Source organism: Nocardioides gilvus (assembly GCF_003194605.1).
In the GTDB taxonomy this organism is placed as follows: domain Bacteria; phylum Actinomycetota; class Actinomycetes; order Propionibacteriales; family Nocardioidaceae; genus Nocardioides; species Nocardioides gilvus.
In genome coordinates, this window is the sequence record NZ_QHKY01000003.1 from 107,083 (window position 1) to 128,702 (window position 21,620).

Annotated in this window: 35 protein-coding genes; 5 read left to right on the forward strand and 30 right to left on the reverse strand. The window is 66.4% G+C overall.

Going from position 1 to position 21,620, the window contains the following annotated elements; all coding sequences use genetic code 11:
• Nucleotides 1–76: 76 nt before the first annotated feature.
• From DNK52_RS09385 to rpsJ, 30 genes are all read right to left on the reverse strand, one after another.
• Nucleotides 77–1,093: a DNA-directed RNA polymerase subunit alpha gene (locus DNK52_RS09385; RefSeq protein ID WP_110240750.1), complete on the reverse strand. Its 1,017-nt coding sequence runs from the start codon at nucleotides 1,091–1,093 to the stop codon at nucleotides 77–79.
• 118 nt (nucleotides 1,094–1,211) lie between these two features.
• Complete coding sequence (gene rpsD, locus DNK52_RS09390) at nucleotides 1,212–1,820, reverse strand: 30S ribosomal protein S4 (protein ID WP_110240751.1); 609 nt, start codon at nucleotides 1,818–1,820, stop codon at nucleotides 1,212–1,214.
• A 47-nt stretch (nucleotides 1,821–1,867) separates the two neighbouring features.
• Nucleotides 1,868–2,263: a 30S ribosomal protein S11 gene (gene rpsK, locus DNK52_RS09395; RefSeq protein WP_110240752.1), complete on the reverse strand. Its 396-nt coding sequence runs from the start codon at nucleotides 2,261–2,263 to the stop codon at nucleotides 1,868–1,870.
• A 73-nt stretch (nucleotides 2,264–2,336) separates the two neighbouring features.
• A complete protein-coding gene (gene rpsM / locus DNK52_RS09400) occupies nucleotides 2,337–2,708 on the reverse strand; it encodes a 30S ribosomal protein S13 (RefSeq protein ID WP_110240753.1) in 372 nt (123 codons plus the stop codon).
• Between the two features lie 199 nt (nucleotides 2,709–2,907).
• A complete protein-coding gene (gene rpmJ, locus DNK52_RS09405) occupies nucleotides 2,908–3,021 on the reverse strand; it encodes a 50S ribosomal protein L36 (RefSeq protein ID WP_028644817.1) in 114 nt (37 codons plus the stop codon).
• 28 nt (nucleotides 3,022–3,049) lie between these two features.
• Nucleotides 3,050–3,271 carry a translation initiation factor IF-1 gene (gene infA / locus DNK52_RS09410; RefSeq protein WP_026145687.1) on the reverse strand — a complete coding sequence of 74 codons (222 nt, stop codon included), beginning with the start codon at nucleotides 3,269–3,271 and terminating at the stop codon, nucleotides 3,050–3,052.
• Between the two features lie 249 nt (nucleotides 3,272–3,520).
• Nucleotides 3,521–4,345 carry a type I methionyl aminopeptidase gene (map, locus tag DNK52_RS09415; protein WP_110240754.1) on the reverse strand — a complete coding sequence of 275 codons (825 nt, stop codon included), beginning with the start codon at nucleotides 4,343–4,345 and terminating at the stop codon, nucleotides 3,521–3,523.
• Nucleotides 4,346–4,356: 11 nt separating this feature from the next.
• Nucleotides 4,357–4,932, reverse strand: a complete 576-nt coding sequence (locus tag DNK52_RS09420) for an adenylate kinase (protein ID WP_110240755.1) — start codon at nucleotides 4,930–4,932, stop codon at nucleotides 4,357–4,359.
• Nucleotides 4,933–6,228: a preprotein translocase subunit SecY gene (gene secY, locus DNK52_RS09425; protein ID WP_110240756.1), complete on the reverse strand. Its 1,296-nt coding sequence runs from the start codon at nucleotides 6,226–6,228 to the stop codon at nucleotides 4,933–4,935. It abuts the gene before it with no gap.
• A 244-nt stretch (nucleotides 6,229–6,472) separates the two neighbouring features.
• Nucleotides 6,473–6,916: a 50S ribosomal protein L15 gene (gene rplO / locus DNK52_RS09430; RefSeq protein WP_110240757.1), complete on the reverse strand. Its 444-nt coding sequence runs from the start codon at nucleotides 6,914–6,916 to the stop codon at nucleotides 6,473–6,475.
• A 1-nt stretch (nucleotide 6,917) separates the two neighbouring features.
• The gene (rpmD, locus tag DNK52_RS09435; RefSeq protein ID WP_110240758.1) at nucleotides 6,918–7,100 is read right to left on the reverse strand and encodes a 50S ribosomal protein L30; all 183 of its coding nucleotides are present in this window, start codon (nucleotides 7,098–7,100) and stop codon (nucleotides 6,918–6,920) included.
• Nucleotides 7,100–7,702, reverse strand: a complete 603-nt coding sequence (gene rpsE, locus DNK52_RS09440; RefSeq protein WP_110240759.1) for a 30S ribosomal protein S5 — start codon at nucleotides 7,700–7,702, stop codon at nucleotides 7,100–7,102. Before rpsE ends, rpmD begins: the two co-directional genes overlap by 1 nt.
• A 37-nt stretch (nucleotides 7,703–7,739) precedes the next feature.
• Nucleotides 7,740–8,123 carry a 50S ribosomal protein L18 gene (gene rplR, locus DNK52_RS09445; protein WP_110240760.1) on the reverse strand — a complete coding sequence of 128 codons (384 nt, stop codon included), beginning with the start codon at nucleotides 8,121–8,123 and terminating at the stop codon, nucleotides 7,740–7,742.
• Between the two features lie 3 nt (nucleotides 8,124–8,126).
• Nucleotides 8,127–8,669 (reverse strand): 50S ribosomal protein L6, encoded by a 543-nt coding sequence (gene rplF / locus DNK52_RS09450; protein ID WP_110240761.1) that lies wholly within the window; start codon nucleotides 8,667–8,669, stop codon nucleotides 8,127–8,129.
• Between the two features lie 27 nt (nucleotides 8,670–8,696).
• Entirely contained in the window at nucleotides 8,697–9,104 is a 408-nt protein-coding gene (gene rpsH, locus DNK52_RS09455; RefSeq protein ID WP_110240762.1) for a 30S ribosomal protein S8, read from the reverse strand.
• A gap of 87 nt (nucleotides 9,105–9,191) precedes the next feature.
• A complete protein-coding gene (locus tag DNK52_RS09460) occupies nucleotides 9,192–9,377 on the reverse strand; it encodes a type Z 30S ribosomal protein S14 (RefSeq protein WP_011757321.1) in 186 nt (61 codons plus the stop codon).
• A 1-nt stretch (nucleotide 9,378) separates the two neighbouring features.
• Complete coding sequence (gene rplE, locus DNK52_RS09465) at nucleotides 9,379–9,930, reverse strand: 50S ribosomal protein L5 (protein ID WP_110240763.1); 552 nt, start codon at nucleotides 9,928–9,930, stop codon at nucleotides 9,379–9,381.
• 1 nt (nucleotide 9,931) lies between these two features.
• Nucleotides 9,932–10,297, reverse strand: a complete 366-nt coding sequence (gene rplX / locus DNK52_RS09470; RefSeq protein WP_110240764.1) for a 50S ribosomal protein L24 — start codon at nucleotides 10,295–10,297, stop codon at nucleotides 9,932–9,934.
• Complete coding sequence (gene rplN / locus DNK52_RS09475) at nucleotides 10,297–10,665, reverse strand: 50S ribosomal protein L14 (RefSeq protein WP_110240765.1); 369 nt, start codon at nucleotides 10,663–10,665, stop codon at nucleotides 10,297–10,299. Before rplN ends, rplX begins: the two co-directional genes overlap by 1 nt.
• 103 nt (nucleotides 10,666–10,768) lie before the next feature.
• Entirely contained in the window at nucleotides 10,769–11,038 is a 270-nt protein-coding gene (rpsQ, locus tag DNK52_RS09480; RefSeq protein ID WP_110240766.1) for a 30S ribosomal protein S17, read from the reverse strand.
• A complete protein-coding gene (rpmC, locus tag DNK52_RS09485; RefSeq protein ID WP_110240767.1) occupies nucleotides 11,035–11,283 on the reverse strand; it encodes a 50S ribosomal protein L29 in 249 nt (82 codons plus the stop codon). The genes rpsQ and rpmC overlap by 4 nt, the downstream gene beginning before the upstream one ends.
• Complete coding sequence (gene rplP, locus DNK52_RS09490) at nucleotides 11,283–11,702, reverse strand: 50S ribosomal protein L16 (protein ID WP_110240768.1); 420 nt, start codon at nucleotides 11,700–11,702, stop codon at nucleotides 11,283–11,285. The genes rpmC and rplP overlap by 1 nt, the downstream gene beginning before the upstream one ends.
• A gap of 5 nt (nucleotides 11,703–11,707) precedes the next feature.
• Nucleotides 11,708–12,538: a 30S ribosomal protein S3 gene (gene rpsC, locus DNK52_RS09495; RefSeq protein ID WP_110240769.1), complete on the reverse strand. Its 831-nt coding sequence runs from the start codon at nucleotides 12,536–12,538 to the stop codon at nucleotides 11,708–11,710.
• On the reverse strand, nucleotides 12,538–12,963 hold the full coding sequence (gene rplV, locus DNK52_RS09500; protein WP_110240770.1) for a 50S ribosomal protein L22: 426 nt from the start codon (nucleotides 12,961–12,963) through the stop codon (nucleotides 12,538–12,540). The genes rpsC and rplV overlap by 1 nt, the downstream gene beginning before the upstream one ends.
• A 34-nt stretch (nucleotides 12,964–12,997) precedes the next feature.
• Nucleotides 12,998–13,279, reverse strand: a complete 282-nt coding sequence (rpsS, locus tag DNK52_RS09505) for a 30S ribosomal protein S19 (protein WP_110240771.1) — start codon at nucleotides 13,277–13,279, stop codon at nucleotides 12,998–13,000.
• Nucleotides 13,280–13,284: 5 nt separating this feature from the next.
• Nucleotides 13,285–14,121, reverse strand: coding sequence for a 50S ribosomal protein L2 (gene rplB / locus DNK52_RS09510; RefSeq protein WP_110240772.1), 837 nt, complete (start codon nucleotides 14,119–14,121; stop codon nucleotides 13,285–13,287).
• A 33-nt stretch (nucleotides 14,122–14,154) separates the two neighbouring features.
• Complete coding sequence (gene rplW, locus DNK52_RS09515; protein WP_110240773.1) at nucleotides 14,155–14,460, reverse strand: 50S ribosomal protein L23; 306 nt, start codon at nucleotides 14,458–14,460, stop codon at nucleotides 14,155–14,157.
• Nucleotides 14,457–15,074 (reverse strand): 50S ribosomal protein L4, encoded by a 618-nt coding sequence (gene rplD / locus DNK52_RS09520; RefSeq protein WP_110240774.1) that lies wholly within the window; start codon nucleotides 15,072–15,074, stop codon nucleotides 14,457–14,459. Before rplD ends, rplW begins: the two co-directional genes overlap by 4 nt.
• Before the next feature lie 2 nt (nucleotides 15,075–15,076).
• Nucleotides 15,077–15,736, reverse strand: coding sequence for a 50S ribosomal protein L3 (gene rplC, locus DNK52_RS09525; protein WP_110240775.1), 660 nt, complete (start codon nucleotides 15,734–15,736; stop codon nucleotides 15,077–15,079).
• Between the two features lie 11 nt (nucleotides 15,737–15,747).
• Nucleotides 15,748–16,056 carry a 30S ribosomal protein S10 gene (gene rpsJ / locus DNK52_RS09530; protein WP_008360994.1) on the reverse strand — a complete coding sequence of 103 codons (309 nt, stop codon included), beginning with the start codon at nucleotides 16,054–16,056 and terminating at the stop codon, nucleotides 15,748–15,750.
• 675 nt (nucleotides 16,057–16,731) lie between these two features.
• On the opposite strand from rpsJ, the gene DNK52_RS09535 reads away from it, so the two are divergent.
• The 5 genes from DNK52_RS09535 to DNK52_RS09555 are packed head-to-tail and all read left to right on the forward strand — an operon-like array spanning nucleotide 16,732 to nucleotide 21,620.
• Nucleotides 16,732–17,634 (forward strand): hypothetical protein, encoded by a 903-nt coding sequence (locus DNK52_RS09535; RefSeq protein ID WP_110240776.1) that lies wholly within the window; start codon nucleotides 16,732–16,734, stop codon nucleotides 17,632–17,634.
• Nucleotides 17,631–18,251 carry a DUF4129 domain-containing protein gene (locus DNK52_RS09540; RefSeq protein WP_110240777.1) on the forward strand — a complete coding sequence of 207 codons (621 nt, stop codon included), beginning with the start codon at nucleotides 17,631–17,633 and terminating at the stop codon, nucleotides 18,249–18,251. Before DNK52_RS09535 ends, DNK52_RS09540 begins: the two co-directional genes overlap by 4 nt.
• Nucleotides 18,248–19,363, forward strand: a complete 1,116-nt coding sequence (locus DNK52_RS09545) for a DUF4350 domain-containing protein (protein WP_110240778.1) — start codon at nucleotides 18,248–18,250, stop codon at nucleotides 19,361–19,363. The genes DNK52_RS09540 and DNK52_RS09545 overlap by 4 nt, the downstream gene beginning before the upstream one ends.
• Nucleotides 19,360–20,334, forward strand: coding sequence for an AAA family ATPase (locus tag DNK52_RS09550; protein ID WP_110240779.1), 975 nt, complete (start codon nucleotides 19,360–19,362; stop codon nucleotides 20,332–20,334). Before DNK52_RS09545 ends, DNK52_RS09550 begins: the two co-directional genes overlap by 4 nt.
• Nucleotides 20,331–21,620 carry a DUF58 domain-containing protein gene (locus tag DNK52_RS09555; protein ID WP_110240780.1) on the forward strand — a complete coding sequence of 430 codons (1,290 nt, stop codon included), beginning with the start codon at nucleotides 20,331–20,333 and terminating at the stop codon, nucleotides 21,618–21,620. Before DNK52_RS09550 ends, DNK52_RS09555 begins: the two co-directional genes overlap by 4 nt.

Genomic DNA, 21,620 nt, shown 5'->3' on the forward strand with positions numbered 1-21,620 from the left:
CTCATTTCTTCCCGGCCGTGTCAGGTACCGGGACAGATGGTCCCGGGGGCGAATGCCCCCGGGGCGATTGATCTGATCAGTACTGCTCGTCCTCGACGAAGGTGTCGTCGTCGTCATCGCCGTACGCAGCCAGGGCCGCGTGCGGGTCGAAGCCGGGCGCGCTGTCCTTGAGGGACAGACCCATCTCGACCAGCTTGGCCTTGACTTCGTCGATCGACTTCGCACCGAAGTTGCGGATGTCGAGCAGGTCCTGCTCCGAGCGACCGATGAGCTCACCCACGGTGTGGATGCCCTCGCGCTTGAGGCAGTTGTACGAACGAACCGTGAGCTGCAGGTCCTCGACCGGAAGGGCGAGGTCGGCAGCCAACTGCTCGTCGACCGGCGAGGGGCCGATGTCGATGCCCTCGGCCTCGACGTTCAGCTCACGGGCCAGGCCGAAGAGCTCGACCAAGGTCTTGCCGGCCGAGGCGATCGCGTCGCGGGGACGGATCGACGGCTTCGTCTCGACGTCGATGACGAGCTTGTCGAAGTCGGTGCGCTGCTCGACTCGGGTGGCCTCGACCTTGTAGGTCACCTTCAGCACGGGGCTGTAGATCGAGTCGACCGGCATGCGGCCGATCTCGTTGTCGCCACCCTTGTTCTGGACGGCGGAGACGTAGCCGCGGCCACGCTCCACGACCAGCTCCATCTCCAGCTTGCCCGAGTCGGACAGCGTGGCGATGACGAGATCGGGGTTGTGCACCTCGACGCCGGCGGGCGGCGTGATGTCGGCAGCCGTGACGGCACCGGCACCAGACTTGCGCAGGTACATGGTGACGGGCTCGTCGTGCTCCGAGGAGACGACCAGACCCTTGAGGTTCAGGATGATCTCGGTGACGTCCTCGGTGACGCCCTCCACGGTTGAGAACTCGTGGAGAACCGAGTCGATCTTGATGCTGGTGACCGAAGCTCCCGGGATGGAGGAGAGCAGGGTACGACGCAGCGAGTTGCCGAGCGTGTAACCGAAGCCGGGCTCCAGCGGTTCGATGACGAACCGCGAACGGAACTCGTCAACGGATTCTTCCGACAGGGTCGGGCGCTGAGCGATAAGCACTGATTATGTCCTTTCCGGACCCACCCACCATATGACAGGTCCGAACTGCAGTGACGAGGAAGGAGTTGCGTGGTCGTGCCCCGCCGACCGCCCCGGAGGGCGGTCGACAGGTCAAGCATTACTTCTTCGAGTAGAACTCGACGATGAGCTGCTCCTGCACGGGGAGGTCGATCTGTGCGCGGGTCGGCACCTGGTGGACCAGGATGCGCATGCGCGACGGAACCGCCTCGAGCCATGCGGGGACGACGCGCTCGCCGTGGGTCTCGCGAGCCACGATGAACGGGGTGGTCTCCAGCGACTTCTCGCGGACGTCGATGACGTCGTAGGCGCTGACCTGGAAGGACGGGATGTCGACCTTCTTGCCGTTCACCTTGAAGTGGCCGTGAACGACCAGCTGGCGCGCCTGGCGGCGGGTGCGGGCGAAGCCGGCACGGTAGACGACGTTGTCGAGACGGGTCTCGAGCAGCTGCAGCAGGTTGTCACCGGTCTTGCCCTGGCGGCGCGAGGCCTCCACGTAGTAACGGTGGAACTGCTTCTCCAGAATGCCGTACGAGAAGCGAGCCTTCTGCTTCTCACGGAGCTGGAGCAGGTACTCGGACTCCTTGATACGTCCCTTGCCGTGCTGGCCGGGGGGGTACGGGCGACGCTCGAAAGCTTCGTCGCCTCCGACGAGGTCGACACCGAGGCGGCGCGACTTCTTGGTCATGGGGCCGGTATAGCGGGCCATTGTTCAAAGTCTCCTTGGAAGTCTCGTGTAGGTCTGGGCCAGAAGGCTCAGACGCGACGGCGCTTGGGCGGGCGGCAGCCGTTGTGCGGGGCAGGCGTGACGTCCTGGATGGTGCCGACCTCGAGGCCGATCGCACCCAGGGAGCGGATCGCCGTCTCGCGACCAGAGCCGGGGCCCTTGACGAAGACGTCGATCTTCTTCATGCCGTGCTCCATCGCGCGACGGCCGGCTGCCTCGGCAGCCATCTGTGCGGCGAACGGAGTGGACTTCCGGGAGCCCTTGAAGCCGACGGTGCCGGCAGAGGCCCAGGAAATCACCGCACCCGTGGGGTCGGTGATCGTGACGATGGTGTTGTTGAACGTGCTCTTGATGTGGGCTTCGCCCTGAGCGACGTTCTTCTTCTCCTTGCGGCGGACCTTGGTCGCGCGGCTCTTGGGAGGCATTCAGTAACTCCTGTTGAGGTTCTGGTCGAAAAGCTTCGGGAAGACGATCAGCGGTGCGCCTGAGGCGCAGGCGTCACTTCTTCTTCTTGCCGGCGACAGTCCGCTTCGGACCCTTGCGGGTACGGGCGTTGGTCTTGGTGCGCTGGCCGCGGACCGGGAGGCCCATGCGGTGGCGGCGACCCTGGTAGCTGCCGATCTCGATCTTGCGGCGGATGTCAGCCTGGACTTCACGACGGAGGTCACCCTCGATCTTGAAGTTGGCGTCGATCTCGTCGCGAAGCTTGACCAGCTCCTCGTCACCCAACGTGTGCACGCGAGCGTTCGGGTCAACCCCGGTTGCGGCGAGCAGCTGCTGGGAACGGGTACGGCCGATGCCGTAGATGTAGGTGAGTGCGATCTCGATGCGCTTGTCGCGCGGGAGGTCAACACCAGCGAGGCGTGCCATGGTTCTTGGCGATCCCTTCGGGTTGTTCGCAACGGTGTCATTCGTGTCGCGTCCCAGCGCCACTCGCCAGGCGGACCTGACGAAACTGGGCTCCGGCCGCTGCGCCGGAGGTGATTCGCACCTGACGAGTCAGGAGCTAGCGATCACGATTGGTGGTGCTACTTGGTGCAAGAGCGGTGACACGAGGGTCACCGCGTCATCAGCCCTGGCGCTGCTTGTGCCGCGGGTTCTCGCAGATGACCATGACGCGACCGTGACGACGAATGACCTTGCACTTGTCGCAGATGGCCTTGACGCTGGGCTTGACCTTCACAGGGAGGCCCTTTCTTGATTTCGGCTGGTTACTTGTAGCGGTAGACGATCCGACCTCGCGTGAGGTCGTACGGCGACAGCTCCACCACTACCCGGTCCTCAGGGAGGATTCGGATGTAGTGCTGGCGCATCTTGCCGCTGATGTGGGCGAGCACCTTGTGGCCATTGCTCAGCTCAACGCGGAACATGGCATTCGGCAGGGCCTCAGTGATGGTGCCCTCGAGCTCGATCACGCCTTCTTTCTTCGGCATGTCCTCCACAATCTGTTGATCTGTTGTCTACCGTGGCCCGGGAACCTCCCCCGCAGAAGTCCCGCGGGGTGGACCTCGTGAAGCTGCTGCTGGACCCACTTCCCTTCACCCGTTCCGGGCTCAGGACAGCCATCAGGCGCCAGCAAGCATGCCCACGTTGGGCCGATTAACCAGACTAGAGGGTCTGGTCAACATTTCCCAATCGCGGCAGCGGCCGGAGCTCACGCCCTGCGGACCGGGCAGGCTGGGTCAGGAGCCACCGAAGGGAACGCCAAGCTCGGCCAACTTCGATTCTCCGCCGTCCAGGGCGGTCAGCACCCAGGCGCCGGTGGGCGTCAGGGTGAACGTGTGCTCGAAGTGGGCGGCCGGAGCGCCGTCCGCCATCGACACGGTCCACTCGTCGTCCTCGAGCAACGTCTCGGCAGACCCCAGCGCGATCATGGGCTCCACGGCGAGGGCGAGGCCGCGCACCAACTTGGGCCCGCGCCCGGGGCGACCGAAGTTGGGCACGTTCGGCGGCTGGTGCATCTGGGTCCCGATGCCGTGGCCGGTGTAGTCCTCAAGGATGCCGTAGTTGCCGCGGGACCGGACGTACGACTCGACGGCGTGGCTGATGTCGGTCACCCGACCACCCAGACGCGCACTGGCGATGCCTCGCCACAGGCTCTCCTCGGTGACGTCCATCAGCTCCTGGACCTCGTCCGGGATGCTGCCGACGGCAACGGTGATGGCGGCGTCGCCGTGCCAACCGTCCACGATCGCACCGCAGTCGATGGAGATGATGTCGCCGTCGACCAGCTCTCGAGCTCCGGGGATGCCATGCACCACCTGGTCGTTGACCGAGGCGCAGATCGAGGCCGGGAACGGTGGCGTGCTGTACCCCTTGAAGGAGGGCACCCCTCCCCCGGAGCGAATGTTGTCCTCCGCGATCGCGTCCAGCTCACCGGTCGTGACACCGGCGCGCACCGACGCCCGCAACAACTCCAGGGTCTGGCCGACCAGGAGCCCCGCGGCACGCATCGTGGCGATCTGCTCGGGAGTCTTGATCTCGACACCCCGGTCGCGGAAGCCCATGAGTCGCTCCGTCAGCCCCGGCCGGTGTCGCTGATCGCCTCGAGCACGCGCTCGGTGACCTCGTCGACCTGACCCATGCCGTCGACCTCGACCAGCAGTCCACGCTCGCGGTAGACGTCGATCAACGGAGCGGTCTGCTCGCCGTAGATCTCCTGACGGCGTCGGATGACCTCTTCGGTGTCATCGGCGCGGTTCTCGATGGAGGCCCGGTGCAACAACCTCTGGACGATCGCCTCGGGGTCGACGGTCAGCACCACCGCAGCGTCCAGGGCGACGCCTGCGTCGCTCAGCATGCCGTCGAGCTCGGCCACCTGGGCGACCGTACGCGGGTAGCCGTCGAGCAGGAAGCCGGTTGCGGCGTCGTTCTCGGCGATCCGGTTGCGGACCATCGAGTTGGTGACCTCGTCAGGGACGTACTCGCCGGCGTCCATGAAGCGCCTGGCCTCCAGGCCGAGGGGCGTGCCCGCGGAGACGTTGGCGCGGAAGATGTCCCCCGTCGAGATGGCAGGGATCCCGTACTTCTCGGCGATGAAGGTCGCCTGGGTGCCCTTGCCGGCTCCGGGAGGGCCCATGATGATGAGTCGCATTTACTTCAGGAACCCTTCGTAGTTGCGCTGCTGGAGCTGGCTCTCGATCTGCTTCACCGTGTCGAGGGCGACGCCGACCATGATCAGGATGGACGTACCACCGAACGGGAAGTTCTGGTTGGCACCGATCGCGGCGAAGGCGACCAGCGGGATCAGGGCGATCAGGCCGAGGTAGAGCGAGCCGGGGAAGGTGATGCGGGACAGGACGTAGGAGAGGTAGTCCTGGGTGGGCTTTCCGGCCCGGATGCCGGGGATGAAGCCGCCGTACTTCTTCATGTTGTCCGAGACCTCTTCGGGGCTGAAGGTGATCGAGACGTAGAAGTAGGTGAAGAAGATGATCATGGCGAAGTACAGCGCCATGTAGATCGGGTGGTCGCCACCGACGAGGTAGAGACGGACGAACTCCATCACCGGGTTGTTCGAGTTCTCCCCGGAGAACGACACGGCCATCGCCGGCAGGTAGAGCAACGACGAGGCGAAGATGACCGGGATGATGCCGGCCTGGTTGACCTTGAGCGGGATGTAGGTCGAGGAACCGCCGAACATCTTGCGGCCAACCATGCGGCGGGCGTACTGCACCGGGATCCGGCGTTGCGCCTGCTCGATGAAGATGACACCCAGCACGATCGCCAGACCGATGACCAGGACGATCACGAAGGTCACCCAGCCCTGGGTGACCCGCACCTGCCACAGCGACGACGGGAAGGTCGCGACGACCTGGCAGAAGATGAGGATCGACATGCCGTTGCCGACGCCGCGGTCGGTGATCAACTCACCGAACCACATGATCACGGCCGTGCCTGCGGTCATCGTGATGACCAGCATCAGGAAGGTGGCCGTGCCCTGGCTGTGCAGCAGCGGGAGGTTGCACTGCAGGAGGTCACCACTGCGTGCGAGCGCCACGATGCCGGTCCCCTGCAGGACCGCCAGGCCGAGCGTGAGGTAACGCGTGTACTGGGTGATCTTCGCCTGACCTGCCTGGCCGTCCTTCTTCAACGTCTCGAGCCGCGGAATGACCACGACGAGCAACTGCAGGATGATGCTGGCGGTGATGTACGGCATGATGCCCAGCGCGAACACGGTCAACTGGAGCAGCGCTCCGCCGGAGAACATGTTGATGAGGGCGTAGACCCCGTCGTCGCTCTGACTGTCGAGGCACGACTGGACGTTGGCCACGTCGACGCCCGGTGCAGGAAGCTGCGACCCGAACCGGAAGATCGCGATGATCATCAGGACGAAGAGCAGTTTCCGCCGCAGGTCCGGCGTACGGAAGGCGTTGGCGAAGGCGCCGAGCAAGGTACTACCTCTTTCAGGTCAACAAGCGGCTGCAGCGGACGCTACGCCCCGTGGCTGCGATGGATCGCGGCCGGGCTCGCGCCGGGGCACGTACAGCGGCAGGAGTCCATCGCAGATCATGCCACCTCGATCCACAGGAACGCGATCCCGGCCCCGTACGTGGGCAGGGAGTCGGCGATGAACGGGACAGGGCCCGCCCCCACCGAAGTGGAAACGGGCCCTGCACCACTACTGGTCGATCGCCTCAGACGAGGGTGAGGCTGCCACCGGCGGCCTCGATCTTCGTCTTGGCCGAAGCGGACGCTGCGTCGACGGAGACCTGCACCGCGACGGAGATCTCGCCCTGGCCGAGGACCTTGACCGGCTGGTTCTTGCGAACCGCACCCTTGGCGACCAGATCCTCGACGGTGACGGTGCCACCCTCGGGGAACAGGTCGTTGATGCGGTCCAGGTTCACGACCTGGAACTCCACCTTGAACGGGTTGCGGAACCCCTTCAACTTGGGGAGACGCATGTGGATCGGCATCTGGCCACCTTCGAAGGCGACCGGAACCTGGTAACGAGCCTTCGTACCCTTGGTACCGCGACCAGCGGTCTTACCCTTGGATGCCTCACCACGACCCACACGGGTCTTGGCGGTCTTGGCACCCTTGGCGGGACGAAGGTGGTGCAGCTTGAGAGCGCTCATGTCACTCCACCTCCTCAACCGTCACGAGGTGACGGACGGTGTTGACCATGCCACGGATCTCCGGGCGGTCTTCCTTCACGACGACGTCACCGATGCGCTTGAGCCCGAGCGTACGCAGGGTGTCGCGCTGGTTCTGCTTGAGACCGACGAGGCCTCGCAACTGCTGGACCTTGAGCTGTGCCATCAGGAAGCCACCTCCGCGCGGGCCCTCAGGATCGCGGCAGGGGTGACCTGCTCGACCGTGAGACCACGACGTGAAGCAACTGCCTCGGGCTCCTCAAGCATCTGCAGCGCCTTGACGGTCGCGTGAACGATGTTGATCTGGTTGGACGACCCGAGCGACTTGCTCAGGACGTCGTGGATGCCGGCGCACTCCAGGACTGCACGCACCGGACCACCAGCGATGACACCGGTACCGGGAGCGGCAGGACGGAGCATGACGACGCCAGCCGCCTTCTCGCCCTGGACCGGGTGCGGGATGGTGCCCTGGATGCGGGGAACCTTGAAGAAGGACTTCTTCGCTTCCTCCACACCCTTGGCGATCGCCGCGGGAACTTCCTTTGCCTTGCCGTAGCCGACGCCGACGAGACCGTCACCGTCACCGACGATCACGAGGGCGGTGAAGCTGAAGCGACGACCACCCTTCACGACCTTGGCGACACGGTTGATCGCAACGACGCGCTCGATGTAGGCAGTCTTGTCGGCGCTCTGGTCGCGGCGTCCGTCACGGTTACGACCACCGGACTGGGTGCCGCCACCGCGCTGACCGCGCTGGGCTCCGCTCATGAGACTCTTCCTCTTCTCTCTGTTGCTTGTCGTGCCATCAGAAGGCGAGGCCGCCCTCACGGGCGGCGTCGGCCAGGGCTGCAATGCGCCCGTGGTACTTGTTGCCAGCGCGGTCGAAGACCACGTTCTCGACACCGGCGGCCTTGGCGCGCTCGGCGACGAGTTGCCCGACCTTCTTGGACTTCTCGGTCTTGTCCGCGGTGAGGGAGCGCACGTCGGCCTCCATCGTCGAGGCATAGGCGAGGGTCTTGCCGACCAGGTCGTCGACGACCTGGACGGAGATGTGCTTCGCAGAGCGGGTCACGACCAGACGAGGACGCTCAGGCGTACCCGAGATCTTCTTGCGGCCACGCATCTGACGACGCAGACGGGAACGAACCCGGCTTGAGGTGTGCTTGTTGTTCGACAGCGAGATAGCCATGAATCACTTACCAGCCTTTCCGACCTTGCGGCGGACCTGCTCGCCGGCGTAACGCACGCCCTTGCCCTTGTACGGCTCGGGCTTGCGGAGCTTGCGAATCTTCGCGGCGGTCTCTCCGACCGCCTGCTTGTCGATGCCCACGACGCCGAGCTTGGTCGGGCCGTCGGTGGTGAAGGTGATGCCTTCGGGGGCGTCGAACACGATGGAGTGCGAGTAACCGAGCTGGAACTCCAGCTTGGTCGGGCCCTTGGGGAGAACTCGGTAACCGACACCGACGATCTCGAGCTTCTTCTCGTAACCCTCGGTCACGCCGATCACCATGTTGTTGATCAGGGTGCGGGTCAGGCCGTGCAACGAACGAGCTTCACGATCGTCGTTGGGGCGCTGCACCTCGAGGACGCCGTCCTCGCCCTTCACGATGCTGATCGGGGCGGGGATGGTGTGGTTCAGGGTGCCCTTGGGTCCCTTGACGGTCACCAGGTCGCCGTCGATGGCGACATCGACGCCGGACGGGACCGTGATGGGGAGCTTGCCAATACGCGACATTGCTTGTTTCCTCTCTCGGTCTCGTCGTTACCAGACGTAGGCGAGGACTTCCCCACCTACGCCCTTCTGGTGTGCCTGGCGGTCGGTCAGGAGGCCCTGGCTCGTCGAGATGATCGCGACACCAAAGCCACCGAGCACCTTGGGCAGGCCCGTGCTCTTGGCGTACACCCGGAGACCGGGCTTGCTGATGCGGCGGATGCCGACGATGGAGCGCTCACGGTTGCGGCCGAACTTGAGAGCGATGTGGAGCGTCTTGCCCACCTCACCCTCCTTGGGCTCGGCGACCTCGAAGGAGGTGATGTAACCCTCCTGCTTGAGGATCTCAGCGACGCCAGCCTTCAACTTGCTGTACGGCATTGAAACGTCATCGTGGAACGCCTGGTTGGCGTTGCGCAGACGAGTAAGCATGTCTGCGATCGGGTCAGTCATGGTCATGGCCGTCTCGGCCCTTTCTCTCTGTGGTTTCGACCCGCCCCGAGGGGAGGAGTCGACCTTCAGCGGTTGTTGTTCAGTGGAAGGTGGTCACCAGGAGGACTTGGTCACACCGGGCAGCTCGCCCCGGTGCGCCATCTCCCGCAGGCAGATGCGGCACAGGCCGAACTTGCGGTAGACAGCCTTCGGCCGGCCACAGCGCTGGCAGCGGGTGTAACCGCGGACAGCGAACTTGGGCTTGCGGGCCGCCTTCACCTTCAGAGCAGTCTTCGCCATGTCAGTTCTCCTTGAACGGGAAGCCGAGCTGCTTGAGCAGCGCGCGGCCTTCGGCGTCGTTGGTGGCGGTGGTCACCAGGGTGATGTCCATACCGCGCGAGCGGTCGATCTTGTCCTGGTCGATCTCGTGGAACATGACCTGCTCGGTGAGACCGAACGTGTAGTTGCCACGGCCGTCGAACTGGTTCGGGTTGAGACCGCGGAAGTCGCGGATACGGGGAAGGGCCAGGGACAGCAGGCGGTCCAGGAACTCCCACATGCGGTCACCGCGCAGGGTGGTGTGCGCGCCGATCGGCATGCCTTCACGCAGCTTGAACTGCGCGATCGACTTGCGGGCCTTGGTCACCAGGGGCTTCTGGCCCGTGATGGCGGTCAGGTCCTTGACGGCACCTTCGATGAGCTTCGAGTCACGAGCAGCCTCGCCGACACCCATGTTGACCACGATCTTCGTCAGACCGGGGACCTGCATGATGTTCTTGATCTCGAACTCAGCCGTGAGCGCGGGGACGATCTCCTCGCGGTAACGGGTCTTCAGACGCGGGGTCTCGGCCATCTCAGATCTCCTTCCCGGTCGTACGGGACACGCGGACGCTGCGCTGGGCAGCGTACGTCGAGCCGTCGGCACGACGCTTGGTCACGTCGTCGCGACGGAATGCGACGCGGGTGACGCCGTCACCCTCCACCAGCATGACGTTCGAGACGTGGATCGGAGCCTCAGCGGTGATGATGCCACCGGTGCTGCCCGAACCGTCGTTGACGACCTTGGTGTGACGCTTGATGCGGTTCACACCTTCGACGATCACGCGGTGGTCCTCGCGGAGCACCTTGATGACCTTCCCGGTTGCGCCCTTGTCCTTGCCTGCGATCACCTTGACGGTGTCGCCCTTCTTGATGTTCATGCTGGGTGCCTTCTTAGCCATCAGAGCACCTCCGGCGCGAGAGAGATGATCTTCATGAACTTCTTCTCGCGCAGCTCGCGGCCCACGGGGCCGAAGATGCGGGTTCCTCGGGGCTCACCGTCAGCCTTCAGGATGACGGCGGCATTCTCATCGAACTTGATGTAGGAACCGTCGGGGCGCCGGCGTTCCTTCTTGGTACGCACGACGACGGCCTTGACGACGTCACCCTTCTTCACGTTGCCACCGGGGTTCGCGTCCTTGACGGTGGCGACGATGACGTCGCCGATACCGGCGTAGCGACGACCCGAGCCGCCGAGAACACGGATGCAAAGGATCTCCTTCGCACCGGTGTTGTCAGCGACACCGAGTCGCGACTCCTGCTGGATCATTGGTTTCTCCTGGTTGTCGAGCTGGTTCTCGCCGTCTTCTCAGGCGGGCGAGCCTTGCCGAACTAGTGGTTGGAAATCGTTGTTCGCCGGGTCGGGCGAGAGGTCACTTGGCCTTCTCGAGGACCTCGACCAGACGCCAGCGCTTGGTCGCGGACAGCGGACGGGTCTCCATGATCAGGACCCGGTCGCCGATGCCGCAGGAGTTCTCCTCGTCGTGGGCCTTCAGCTTGGAGGTCCGACGCATGACCTTGCCGTAGAGGGCGTGCTTGACACGGTCCTCGACGGCGACGGTGATCGTCTTGTCCATCTTGTCGCTGACGACCAGGCCCTCGCGGACCTTACGGGCGTTCCGCTGCACTGAGTTCTCGCTCATGCGGTGGCCTCTTCCTTGTTCTCGGCACCCGGGGCAGTACGAATTCCGAGCTCGCGCTCACGCACCACGGTGTAGATCCGGGCAATGTCCTTCTTGACCGTGCGCAGGCGGCTGTTGTTCTCCAGCTGGCCGGTAGCGGCCTGGAACCGGAGGTTGAACAGTTCTTCCTTGGCCTCGCGGAGCTTGCTCTCGAGGTCACCTGCATTCAGGTCGTCCAGCGCTACAGCGCTCAACTTCTCGCTCATCAGAATTCACCGGCCTCGCGGGAAATGAACCGGCACTTCATGGGGAGCTTGTGCATCGCGCGGCGCATGGCCTCGCGGGCAACTTCCTCAGTGACACCGGAAAGTTCGAACATGACGCGGCCGGGCTTGACGTTCGCGACCCACCACTCGGGTGAACCCTTACCGGAACCCATGCGGGTCTCGGCAGGCTTCTTGGTCAGCGGGCGGTCCGGGTAGATGTTGATCCAGACCTTTCCGCCTCGCTTGATGTGACGGGTCATCGCGATACGCGCCGACTCGATCTGGCGGTTGGTCACGTAGTGGCCCTCAACCGCCTGGATGCCGAAGTCGCCGAAGGCGAGCTTCGTGCCACCCTTGGCAACACCGGTCCGCTTGGGGTGGTGCTGCTTGCGGTGCTTGACACGACGGGGCATCAACATGGAGCTCAGCCCTCCTGTCCGGTAGGTGCAGCCTCTGCAGCCGGAGCCTCGGCTGCCGGAGCAGCCTCAGCGGCCGCGGGGGCCTCGTTGCGGGGTGCACGGTCGCCGCGCGAGCCACGGTTCGGGCGCTCGCCGCCACGGGCGGGACGAGCCCCGCCGCGACCGGGAGCACCGGCGCGGGCGGCCTGCTGGGCCTGGCGCTCGGCACGCGTGCCGGAGACCTCACCCTTGTAGATCCAGACCTTGACACCGATGCGACCGAAGGTCGTCTTGGCCTCGTAGAAGCCGTAGTCGATGTCGGCACGCAGGGTGTGCAGCGGAACGCGACCCTCGCGGTAGAACTCGGTACGCGACATCTCTGCCCCGTTGAGTCGACCCGAGCACTGGATCCGGATGCCCTTGGCACCGGAACGCATCGCGGTCTGCATGGCCTTGCGCATGGCGCGTCGGAACTGCACACGACCGGTCAGCTGCTCGGCCACGCCCTGGGCGACCAGCTGCGCGTCGACCTCGGGGTTCTTGACCTCGAGGATGTTCAGCTGCACCTGCTTGCCGGTGAGCTTCTCGAGCTCGCCACGGATGCGGTCGGCCTCGGCGCCTCGACGACCGATCACGATGCCGGGACGCGCGGTGTGGATGTCCACACGTACGCGGTCACGGGTGCGCTCGATCTCGACCTTGGAGATACCGGCCCGCTCCATGCCCTTGGAGAGCAGCTTGCGGATGTTGACGTCTTCACCGACGTACGACTTGTACAGCTTGTCGGCATACCAACGGGACTTGTGGTCCGTCGAGATACCGAGGCGGAAGCCGTTCGGGTTGATCTTCTGGCCCATCAGGCACCCTTTCCGTTCCTGGTGGCGGCAACATCAGCCGGCTGGACAACCAGGGTGATGTGGCTGGTGCGCTTGTTGATCCGGGTCGCACGACCCTGCGCACGGGGACGCCACCGCTTCATGGTGGGGCCCTCGTCGACCATCGCGACGGAGAGAACCAGGTCGGCAGCCTTGAGGCCTTCGGTGGTCTCTGCGTTCGCGACGGCGCTTTCCAGCACCTTGTAGACGGTCTCGGAGGCGGCCTGCGGTGCGAACTGCAGCAGCGCCAGGGCCTCTTCGACGGGAAGGCCGCGGACCATGTCGACGACACGGCGAGCCTTCATGGGGGTGATGCGGACGAATCGCGCGCTCGCGAAGGCTCCCGGCTGGTCGCCGAGCAGCGACTCGCGGCGGGCGCTGGTGCGCACGCGCTCAGTAACGCTCATTGCTCGTTATCTCCAGTTTCTGGTCTCCGCCGCGTCAGCGACGGCGACCCTTCCGGTCTTCCTTCACGTGCCCGCGGTAAGTGCGGGTGGGGGCAAATTCGCCGAGCTTGTGGCCGACCATCGAGTCGGTCACGAACACGGGAACGTGCTTGCGTCCGTCGTGGACCGCGATCGTGTGGCCAATCATGGCCGGCAGGATCATGGACCGACGGGACCACGTCTTGATGACGTTGTGCGTGCCCTTCTCGTTCTCGGCGTCCACCTTCTTGAGGAGGTGGCCATCGATGAAGGGACCCTTCTTCAGGCTACGAGGCATCTCAGTTACTTCCTACCCTTGCCGGACTTGCGGCGACGGATGATCTGGGAGTCGCTGGCCTTGCGCTTGCGCGTACGGCCCTCGGCCTTGCCCCAGGGGGACACGGGGTGACGTCCACCGGACGTCTTGCCCTCACCACCACCGTGCGGGTGGTCGACCGGGTTCATGACGACACCACGAACGGTCGGGCGCTTGCCCTTCCAGCGCATGCGGCCGGCCTTGCCCCAGTTGATGTTCGACTGCTCGGCGTTGCCGACCTCGCCGATCGTGGCGCGGCAGCGCACGTCGACGAAGCGCATCTCGCCCGAGGGGAGTCGCAGCGTGGCCTTGGTGCCCTCACGAGCGACCAGCTGGGCGGAGTTTCCTGCGGAGCGAGCCATCTTCGCACCGCCGCCGGGGCGGAGCTCGATGCAGTGGATGGTCGTACCGACGGGGATGTTGCGCAGCGGCAGGTTGTTGCCGACCTTGATGTCCGAGTTCGGACCGCTCTCGATCACGGTGCCCTGGAACAGGTCCTTGGGAGCCACGATGTAGCGCTTCTCGCCGTCCGCGTAGTGCAGCAGGGCGATGCGGGCGGTGCGGTTGGGGTCGTACTCGATGTGAGCGACCTTGGCCGGCACGCCGTCCTTGTCGTAGCGACGGAAGTCGATGATGCGGTAGGCACGCTTGTGACCGCCACCGTGGTGACGAGTCGTGATGCGTCCCTGGTTGTTGCGGCCGCCCTTCTTGGGGAGCGGGCGCGTCAGAGACTTCTCGGGCGTGTCCCGGGTGATCTCGGCAAAGTCAGCCACCGAGGAGCCACGACGGCCCGGGGTGGTCGGCTTGTACTTGCGGATAGCCATTGTCTTAGTCCTTCTTCGCCTTCAGCCGCCCGGTCAGTTGACCGGACCCCCGAAGATGTCGATGCGGTGGCCCTCAGCGAGGCTGACGATGGCGCGCTTGGTGTCCTTGCGCTTGCCCAGACCGTTCTTCGTGCGGCGGGTCTTGCCCTGACGGTTCAGGGTGTTGACCGAGGTCACCTTCACGTTGAAGATCTTCTCGACCGCGATCTTGATCTCGGTCTTGTTGGCGTCCGGGTGCACGACGAACGTGTACTTGTTCGCGTCGAGCAGGCCGTAGCTCTTCTCGGACACGACCGGCGCGAGCAGGATGTCGCGGTGGTCCTTGTGCAGGGTGCTCACTTGTCGCCCTCCTTCTTGGTCTTGCCGGCGACGAACGCCTCGTAGGCGGCCTGGGTGAAGACCACGTCGTCGCTGGCGAGCACGTCGTAGGTGTTGAGCTGGTCAACGGCGACGATGTGAACCTGCTGGGCGTTGCGGAGCGAGAGCCACGTGGTGGTGTCGCTGCGCTCGAGGACGACCAGGTAACGGCTGCGGTCACTCAGTGCAGTGAGCGCGGTCAGCGCGGCCTTGGTGGAGGGCTTGTCACCCGACACCAGGGAGTCGACCACGTGGATGCGGTCGTTGCGAGCGCGGTCCGAGAGGGCGCCACGCAGAGCAGCGGCCTTCATCTTCTTGGGGGTGCGCTGCGAGTAGTCACGCGGCTGCGGGCCGTGGACGATGCCACCGCCGGCGAACTGCGGTGCCCGGGTCGAGCCCTGACGGGCGCGGCCGGTGCCCTTCTGCTTGTGCGGCTTGCGTCCACCACCACGCACCTCGGCGCGGGTCTTGGTCTTGTGCGTTCCCTGGCGGGCAGCAGCCTGCTGGGCGACGACGACCTGGTGGATCAACGGCACGTTGACCTCGACGCCGAAGATTGCGGCGGGAAGGTCGACCTTCACGGTCTTGGTAGCCATGCTCAGGCCTCCTGGGTCTGCTTGGCAGCGGAACGCAGCACCACGAGACCACCACGGGGGCCGGGAACGGCACCCTTGAGAAGGATCAGGCCCTTCTCGGTGTCCACTGCGTGCACGGTGACGTTCTGGGTGGTGACGACGTCGTTACCCATCCGGCCAGCCATGCGGGTGCCCTTGAAGACACGACCCGGAGTGGCGCAGGCGCCGATCGAGCCGGGCTTGCGGTGGTTGCGGTGGGCACCGTGGGAAGCGCCGACACCGTGGAAGCCGTGACGCTTCATGACGCCGGCGAAGCCCTTGCCCTTGCTGGTGCCGGTGACGTCGATCTCTTCGCCGTTGGCGAAGGTGTCGACACCGAGCTCCTGGCCGACCGTGTAGGTCGAGGCGTCAGCGGTGCGGATCTCGACCAGGTTGCGACGCGGGGTCACACCGGCCTTGGCGAAGTGACCAGCCACCGGCTTGTTGACCTTGCGTGCCTCGATCTCGCCGAAGCCGACCTGGATGGCGTTGTAGCCATCGGTCTCGGGCTGGCGGACCTGAGTCACGACGTTGGTCGTGGCAGCGATCACGGTGACGGGAACAACCTTGTTGTTCTCGTCCCACATCTGGGTCATGCCGAGCTTGGTGCCCAGCAACCCCTTCACGTTTCGTTCGAAAGTCATCTTCTCGGACCTCAGAGCTTGATCTCGATGTCGACGCCAGCCGGCAGGTCGAGACGCATCAGCGAGTCGACGGTCTTCGGCGTGGGGTCAATGATGTCGATGAGGCGCTTGTGCGTGCGCATCTCAAAGTGCTCGCGCGAGTCCTTGTACTTGTGGGGCGAGCGAATGACGCAGTACACGTTCTTCTCGGTCGGCAGCGGCACGGGGCCGGCGACCTTTGCACCCGTACGGGTGACGGTGTCCACGATCTTGCGCGCCGAGGTGTCGATCACCTCGTGGTCATAGGCCTTGAGCCTGATGCGGATCTTCTGTCCCGCCATAGGTCTCTCTCGTCCTTACTCTCGCACCCCGGGAGGTGCCGCGTCCTGGTCTGTTCTCTCGACACGTCCTCGGGTGAGGCCGTACCGCCTGTCTCTCTTTCACTCCACCTCTCGACCCCCGCGGTCGGGCGTGTCGCTCTACTTCGAGTGACGACTGACCAGGGATTGAGTTGTGGACCTACGTGACTTCCGACGGTTCGTCGGATCGGATCGGGTCTCGGCCTGATGACTCAGGAACGGTGCTTCAGCACACGCGACCACGGAGTCCAGACGCTCGACGGCCAAGAGCCATCGGGAGACGCGATTCAGTAGTCAAGAGTGTTGACGCACCCCGGCACCCGCCGGAGCAACTTGCCTATCTTGGCAGACGCTTCGGCAAAGATCCAAATCGGGTCCGTCCCACCGATTCCGGACGGTCATGTCGGTGTTTCCTGCTTGGATTGCGCCATGGCAGGACAAGACCAGTATGACCCCCCGGTCGGCGCCCAACCCCCTCTCGGCCCGCCCCATCCCGCGCCAGGGCCCGGTCCCGCCGCGCCCTGGCCTTCGTACTCGCCGCCCGGGCCCTACCCGGCGCCGGGCCCTCAGTACCCCTCCCCCGCGCCCGGGCAGCCGGGCGCCCCGGCACCACACTGGTCCCCGACACCGGCACGAGCAGCCCACAAACCTGGAGCCGTGCCGCTGCGGCCCCTGCGGCTGGGCGACATCCTGGATGCCGCGATCCGGATCATCCGTTTCAACCCCGGCGCCACGGTCGGTGCCGCTGTCCTCTTCGCTGCCGTGCCGCTGCTGATCCCGATCGCGCTGACCGGCGTGCTGCTGCCGACGGCCGACTTCGGGTCGGATGACGCCGCCGTGCTCATCTCCCTGGGTGTGGCGTGGGGAGGCGCCCTGCTGCTGCAGTGGCTGGGCGTCACGTTGGTCACCGGGATGACCGCCCAGGTTGCGTACACGGCGGCCCTGGGGCAGAAGATGACCTTGGGGCAGGCCTGGCAGGCGACGCGTGGCGCACGAGGACGGTTGCTCGGTCTCGCCGCCCTCCTGCTGTTCCTGATGGCGGCAGTGACGTTGGTCTACGTGGTGGCCTCGGTGGGAGTCGTCATGACCGGCAACGTGATGGGCATCGTCGCGTGGTTCCTCATCACCCTGCCCCTCGGCGCGGTGCTGTCGACCTGGTTCTGGGTGAAGTACTACCTCTTTGCCGTCCCCGTGCTGATGGTGGAGCGCACCGGTGTCCTCGAAGCGCTCAACCGCGGCTCACGACTCGTCTCCGGCCACTTCTGGCGGGTCCTGGGCATCTCCTTCCTGACCGTGATGGTCGCCCAGATTGCCTCCGGAGTGGTCTCGATCCCGCTCGTCTTCCTGGGCGAGGTCCCTGCTCTCATGGGCGCCAGCGAAGCGATGGTGCTGGTCGCACTGATCGCCACCCAGGCCATCTCCCAGATCGTCGCGACCGCCCTGGTGACGCCCTTCCTCAGCGCGGTCACGGCTCTGCTGTACATCGACGTGAGGATCCGCAAGGAGGCGTTCGACGTCGATCTGCTCACCCGATCCGGAGCGGGAGCCCCACCTCCGTGACCCCAGTCCTCTCCCTGGCGCTGGTCCACGCACGCGACCTGACTCCCGACGAGGCGCGCTCCGAGATGCGACGCGAACTGCTGCGCCCTGAGTACCGGGAGCGCGACCTCACCGAAAGAGCCCTGCAATGGTTCCTGGGCCAACTCGACCAGGTGTTGAACGCGGCGAGCGGGGTGCCGCCCCTCTCCTACCTCGCGGCCCTCGTGGTCGGTTTCGTGCTCGTGCTCGTGCTGGGACTGGCTCTCTCCCGGCTCGGCCACCGGAGCCACGAGCGCAGCGCCTCTCCCACGCCGTTGCTCGAGGAGGGCGTCAGCGCGGAGCAGTTGCGCATCCGGGCACGCACGGCCTTGGCGGAAGGCCGACACAAGGACGCGGTCGTCGACGCCTTTCGCGCCCTGGCGACCTCTCAGGTCGAACAACGCCGTGTCGAGAACGTGCCCGGAGCAACCGCCCACGAGCTCGCGGAGGCCCTGGCCGAGGCGTTCGGCGACCACCGTTCGGAGATCGTCGCGGCAGCCGACCTCTTCGACGCCACGCTCTACGGTGACCAGGACGTACGCCCCGAGCAGGCCGTGGCGCTCCTCGCCCTGGAGACCGACCTGGCGGGCGCGCGATGAGCAGCGGCCTCCGGGTGCGCGTACGTCGACACCGCACCGCGCTCATCCTCACGGCATTCGTCCTGGCCGTCGTGGCCATCTCCGTCGTCGCGGGCCAGCGGCCCGGCAACACCGTGCCCCTCGACCCGGAGAACGCCGGTCCGGACGGCGCGCGAGCGCTGGCCCGGGTGCTCGAGCGCCACGACGTGGACGTCACGGTGGCGCGAGGCGCAGCAGCCCTGGAGTCGCAATCTGTCACCGAGGGGACCACGGTGGTGGTGACCTCGACCGAACAGCTGGGCGAGAGCACCCTGTCCCGTCTCAGGGACCACGCAAGCGCCGGTGACGTGGTCCTGGTGGACCCGCCCGGCTGGCTCACCACCTCCCTGACCACCCCGCCCACCCGCGTCCGTATCCCCCAGCACGTGTCCGGGGCGTGCGCCGACCCAGAGTTCTCGGACCTGGCGATCCGCACCGAAGAGGCCCTGGCCTTCGACGGCCCCGGCTGCTTCGGCCACACCGAGGGCTCCTTGCTGGTCTCACCCGCTGCAGGACTGACGCTCTGGGGAGCCGGACAAGCGCTCTCCAACGAACAGGTCGTGCGAGCCGACAACGCAGCAGTCGCCCTCCGGCTGGTCGGGGGCGGCAGCGCGCTCGTCTGGTACGTGCCGGACGCTCGCGACCTGACCGCAGGAGACGCACTGCCCCTGAGCGAGACCCTTCCTGACTGGATCCTGCCCGGTCTCTGGGTGCTGGCGTTGAGCGGCCTCGCGCTGGTCGGGTGGCGCATCCGGCGACTGGGGGCGCTCGCTGTGGAACCGATCCCCGTCGTGGTCAAGGCGGTGGAGACCACCCTCGCCCGCGGCCGCCTGTACCAACGCGCCGGCGACCGCGGCCACGCGGCCGTTGCGCTCCGCACGGCCAGCCTCCACCGTCTGGCCCGCCGTCTCCGCACCGGCAGTCACGACCCGGAGGACGTCGTGGCGGCCGTGGTGGCACTGACCGGTCGCGAGTCGGGCGACGTCGGGCGCCTCCTGTCGCCCCACTCTGCTGCGCCACCGCGCACCGATCGTGAACTGATCCACCTGGCCGGACAACTGGCCACACTCGAGGAAGAGGTACGTCACGCATGAGTGACAACGTCCAGCAGTCCCGTGAACGACTCAACCAGGTGCGCGCCGAGGTGGCCAAGGTGGTGGTCGGGCAGGACGCCGCCGTCTCAGGGCTGCTCGTGGCCCTGCTCACCGGCGGCCACGTGTTGATGGAGGGAGTGCCGGGAGTGGCCAAGACCCTCCTGGTCCGCACTCTTGCTGCGTCCTTGGCTGTCGAGACCCGGCGGGTCCAGTTCACCCCCGACCTGATGCCCGGCGACATCACCGGGTCCATGGTCGTCACCTCGTCGGCCGACGGCGGGAGCAACGAGCTCTCCTTCCGTGAGGGGCCGGTCTTCACCAACCTGCTGCTCGCCGACGAGATCAACCGCACCCCTCCCAAGACCCAGTCGGCCCTGCTGGAGGCGATGGAGGAGGGTCAGGTCTCCGTCGACGGGGTCTCGCGCGCCCTGCCGCGGCCGTTCCTGGTGGCCGCGACCCAGAACCCGGTCGAGTACGAGGGCACCTACCCGTTGCCCGAGGCCCAGTTGGACCGCTTCCTGCTCAAGGTGGTGCTGCCAGTCCCCGAGCGGGAGGCAGAGCTGGAGATCCTGGCCCGTCATGCTGCCGGGTTCGACCCACGCGACATCGCCGCTGCCGGTGTGAGCCCCGTGGCCGGCCCCGAGGACGTCATCGCGGCGCAGGTGGCCTGCACCCAGGTGACGGTCTCGGCCGAGGTCGCCGCCTACATCGTCGACATCGCTCGGGCCACCCGGGTCTCCCCCTCCCTCTCCCTGGGCGTCTCACCGCGCGGCTCCACGGCCCTGATGCGCGCGGCACGGGCCTGGGCATGGCTCAACGGGCGTGACTTCGTGACCCCGGACGACGTCAAGGCGCTCGCCCACTCGGTCCTGGTCCACCGTCTGGCGCTGCGCCCCGAGGCCGAGCTCGAGGGTGTCGACACCGGCGCGGTGCTGAGCAGCGCACTCGGGTCGGTGCCGGTCCCCCGATGACGATCACCGGTCGCGTCCCGCTCCTGGTGCTGCTCGGCCTGGTCCCTGTCGTGCTGCGCCCCCAGGCCAGCACCGTGTGGATGTGGGCGGGGCTGGTCACCCTGGCGGTGCTCCTCGACTGGTGGAGCGCCCCTTCGCCCACCGCGCTGGCCGTCACCCGCACCCCCACCTCCCCCGTACGCCTCGGCGAGCCCACCTCGACCACCCTGCTGGTCCGCAACACCTCACGCCGTCGGGTCGATGGCCTGGCCCGCGACGCCTGGCAGCCGACCGCGGGGGCCACGGAGAACCGCCACCGCCTGAGGCTGCGCGGCGATGACCGGGTGCTCCTGACCACACCCCTGCTGCCGAGCCGTCGAGGAGACCTGCACACCCTCGGTCTCACGGTGCGCCTACGAGGTCCCCTCGGGCTGGCCTGTCGCCAGCAGAGCCTCGAAGTGCCCGGGACCCTGCGTTCACTGCCGGCCTTCGACTCCCGCAAGCACCTGCCGGCTCGACTGGCCAGGTTGCGCGAACTCGACGGCCGTTCGGCGGTCCGGGTGCGGGGTCAGGGCACCGAGTTCGACTCGCTGCGTGACTACGTCCGCGGGGACGACGTGCGTTCGATCGACTGGCGCGCCTCGGCCCGCTCCCGCAACGTCGTCGTCCGGACCTGGCAGCCCGAGCGGGACCGCCGAGTCGTGCTCGTCGTCGACACCTCGCGTACGTCCGCAGGGCGGGTCGGGGACGTGCCCCGTCTCGACTCGGCCATGGACGCCGCCCAACTGCTCGCCGCCCTCTCGGCGCGGGCCGGCGACCGGGTCGACCTGGTGGCCGGCGACCGCCGCGTACGCGTTCGGCTGCGCACCACGGGCAGCCGCACGCCCACCGAGGTCGCGGAGGCGTTGGCCGACCTGGATCCCGAGATCGTGGAGGCCGACTGGCGTGGGCTCGCGGCCGCCGTCACCCAACTGGGACGCAGACGAGCGCTCGTGGTGCTGCTGACCCCGTTGGAGCCCTCGGCGGTCGAGGAAGGCCTGTTGCCGGTGCTGCCGGTGCTGACCCGACACCACCGGGTGGTGGTGGCTTCGGTGAAGGACCCGACCCTGGGCGAGCTCGCCGCAACCCGCGGGACGGCAGAGGAGGTCTACACCGCCGCTGCCGCTGAACAGGTCTCGGCGCGGCGCGAGCGGACAGCCCAGTTGTTGCGTCGTCTCGGGGTCGACGTGCTGGACGAGGACTCCGAGCGACTTCCCGCCGTGCTGGCCGACCACTACCTGGTGCTCAAGGCCACCGGCCGACTCTGA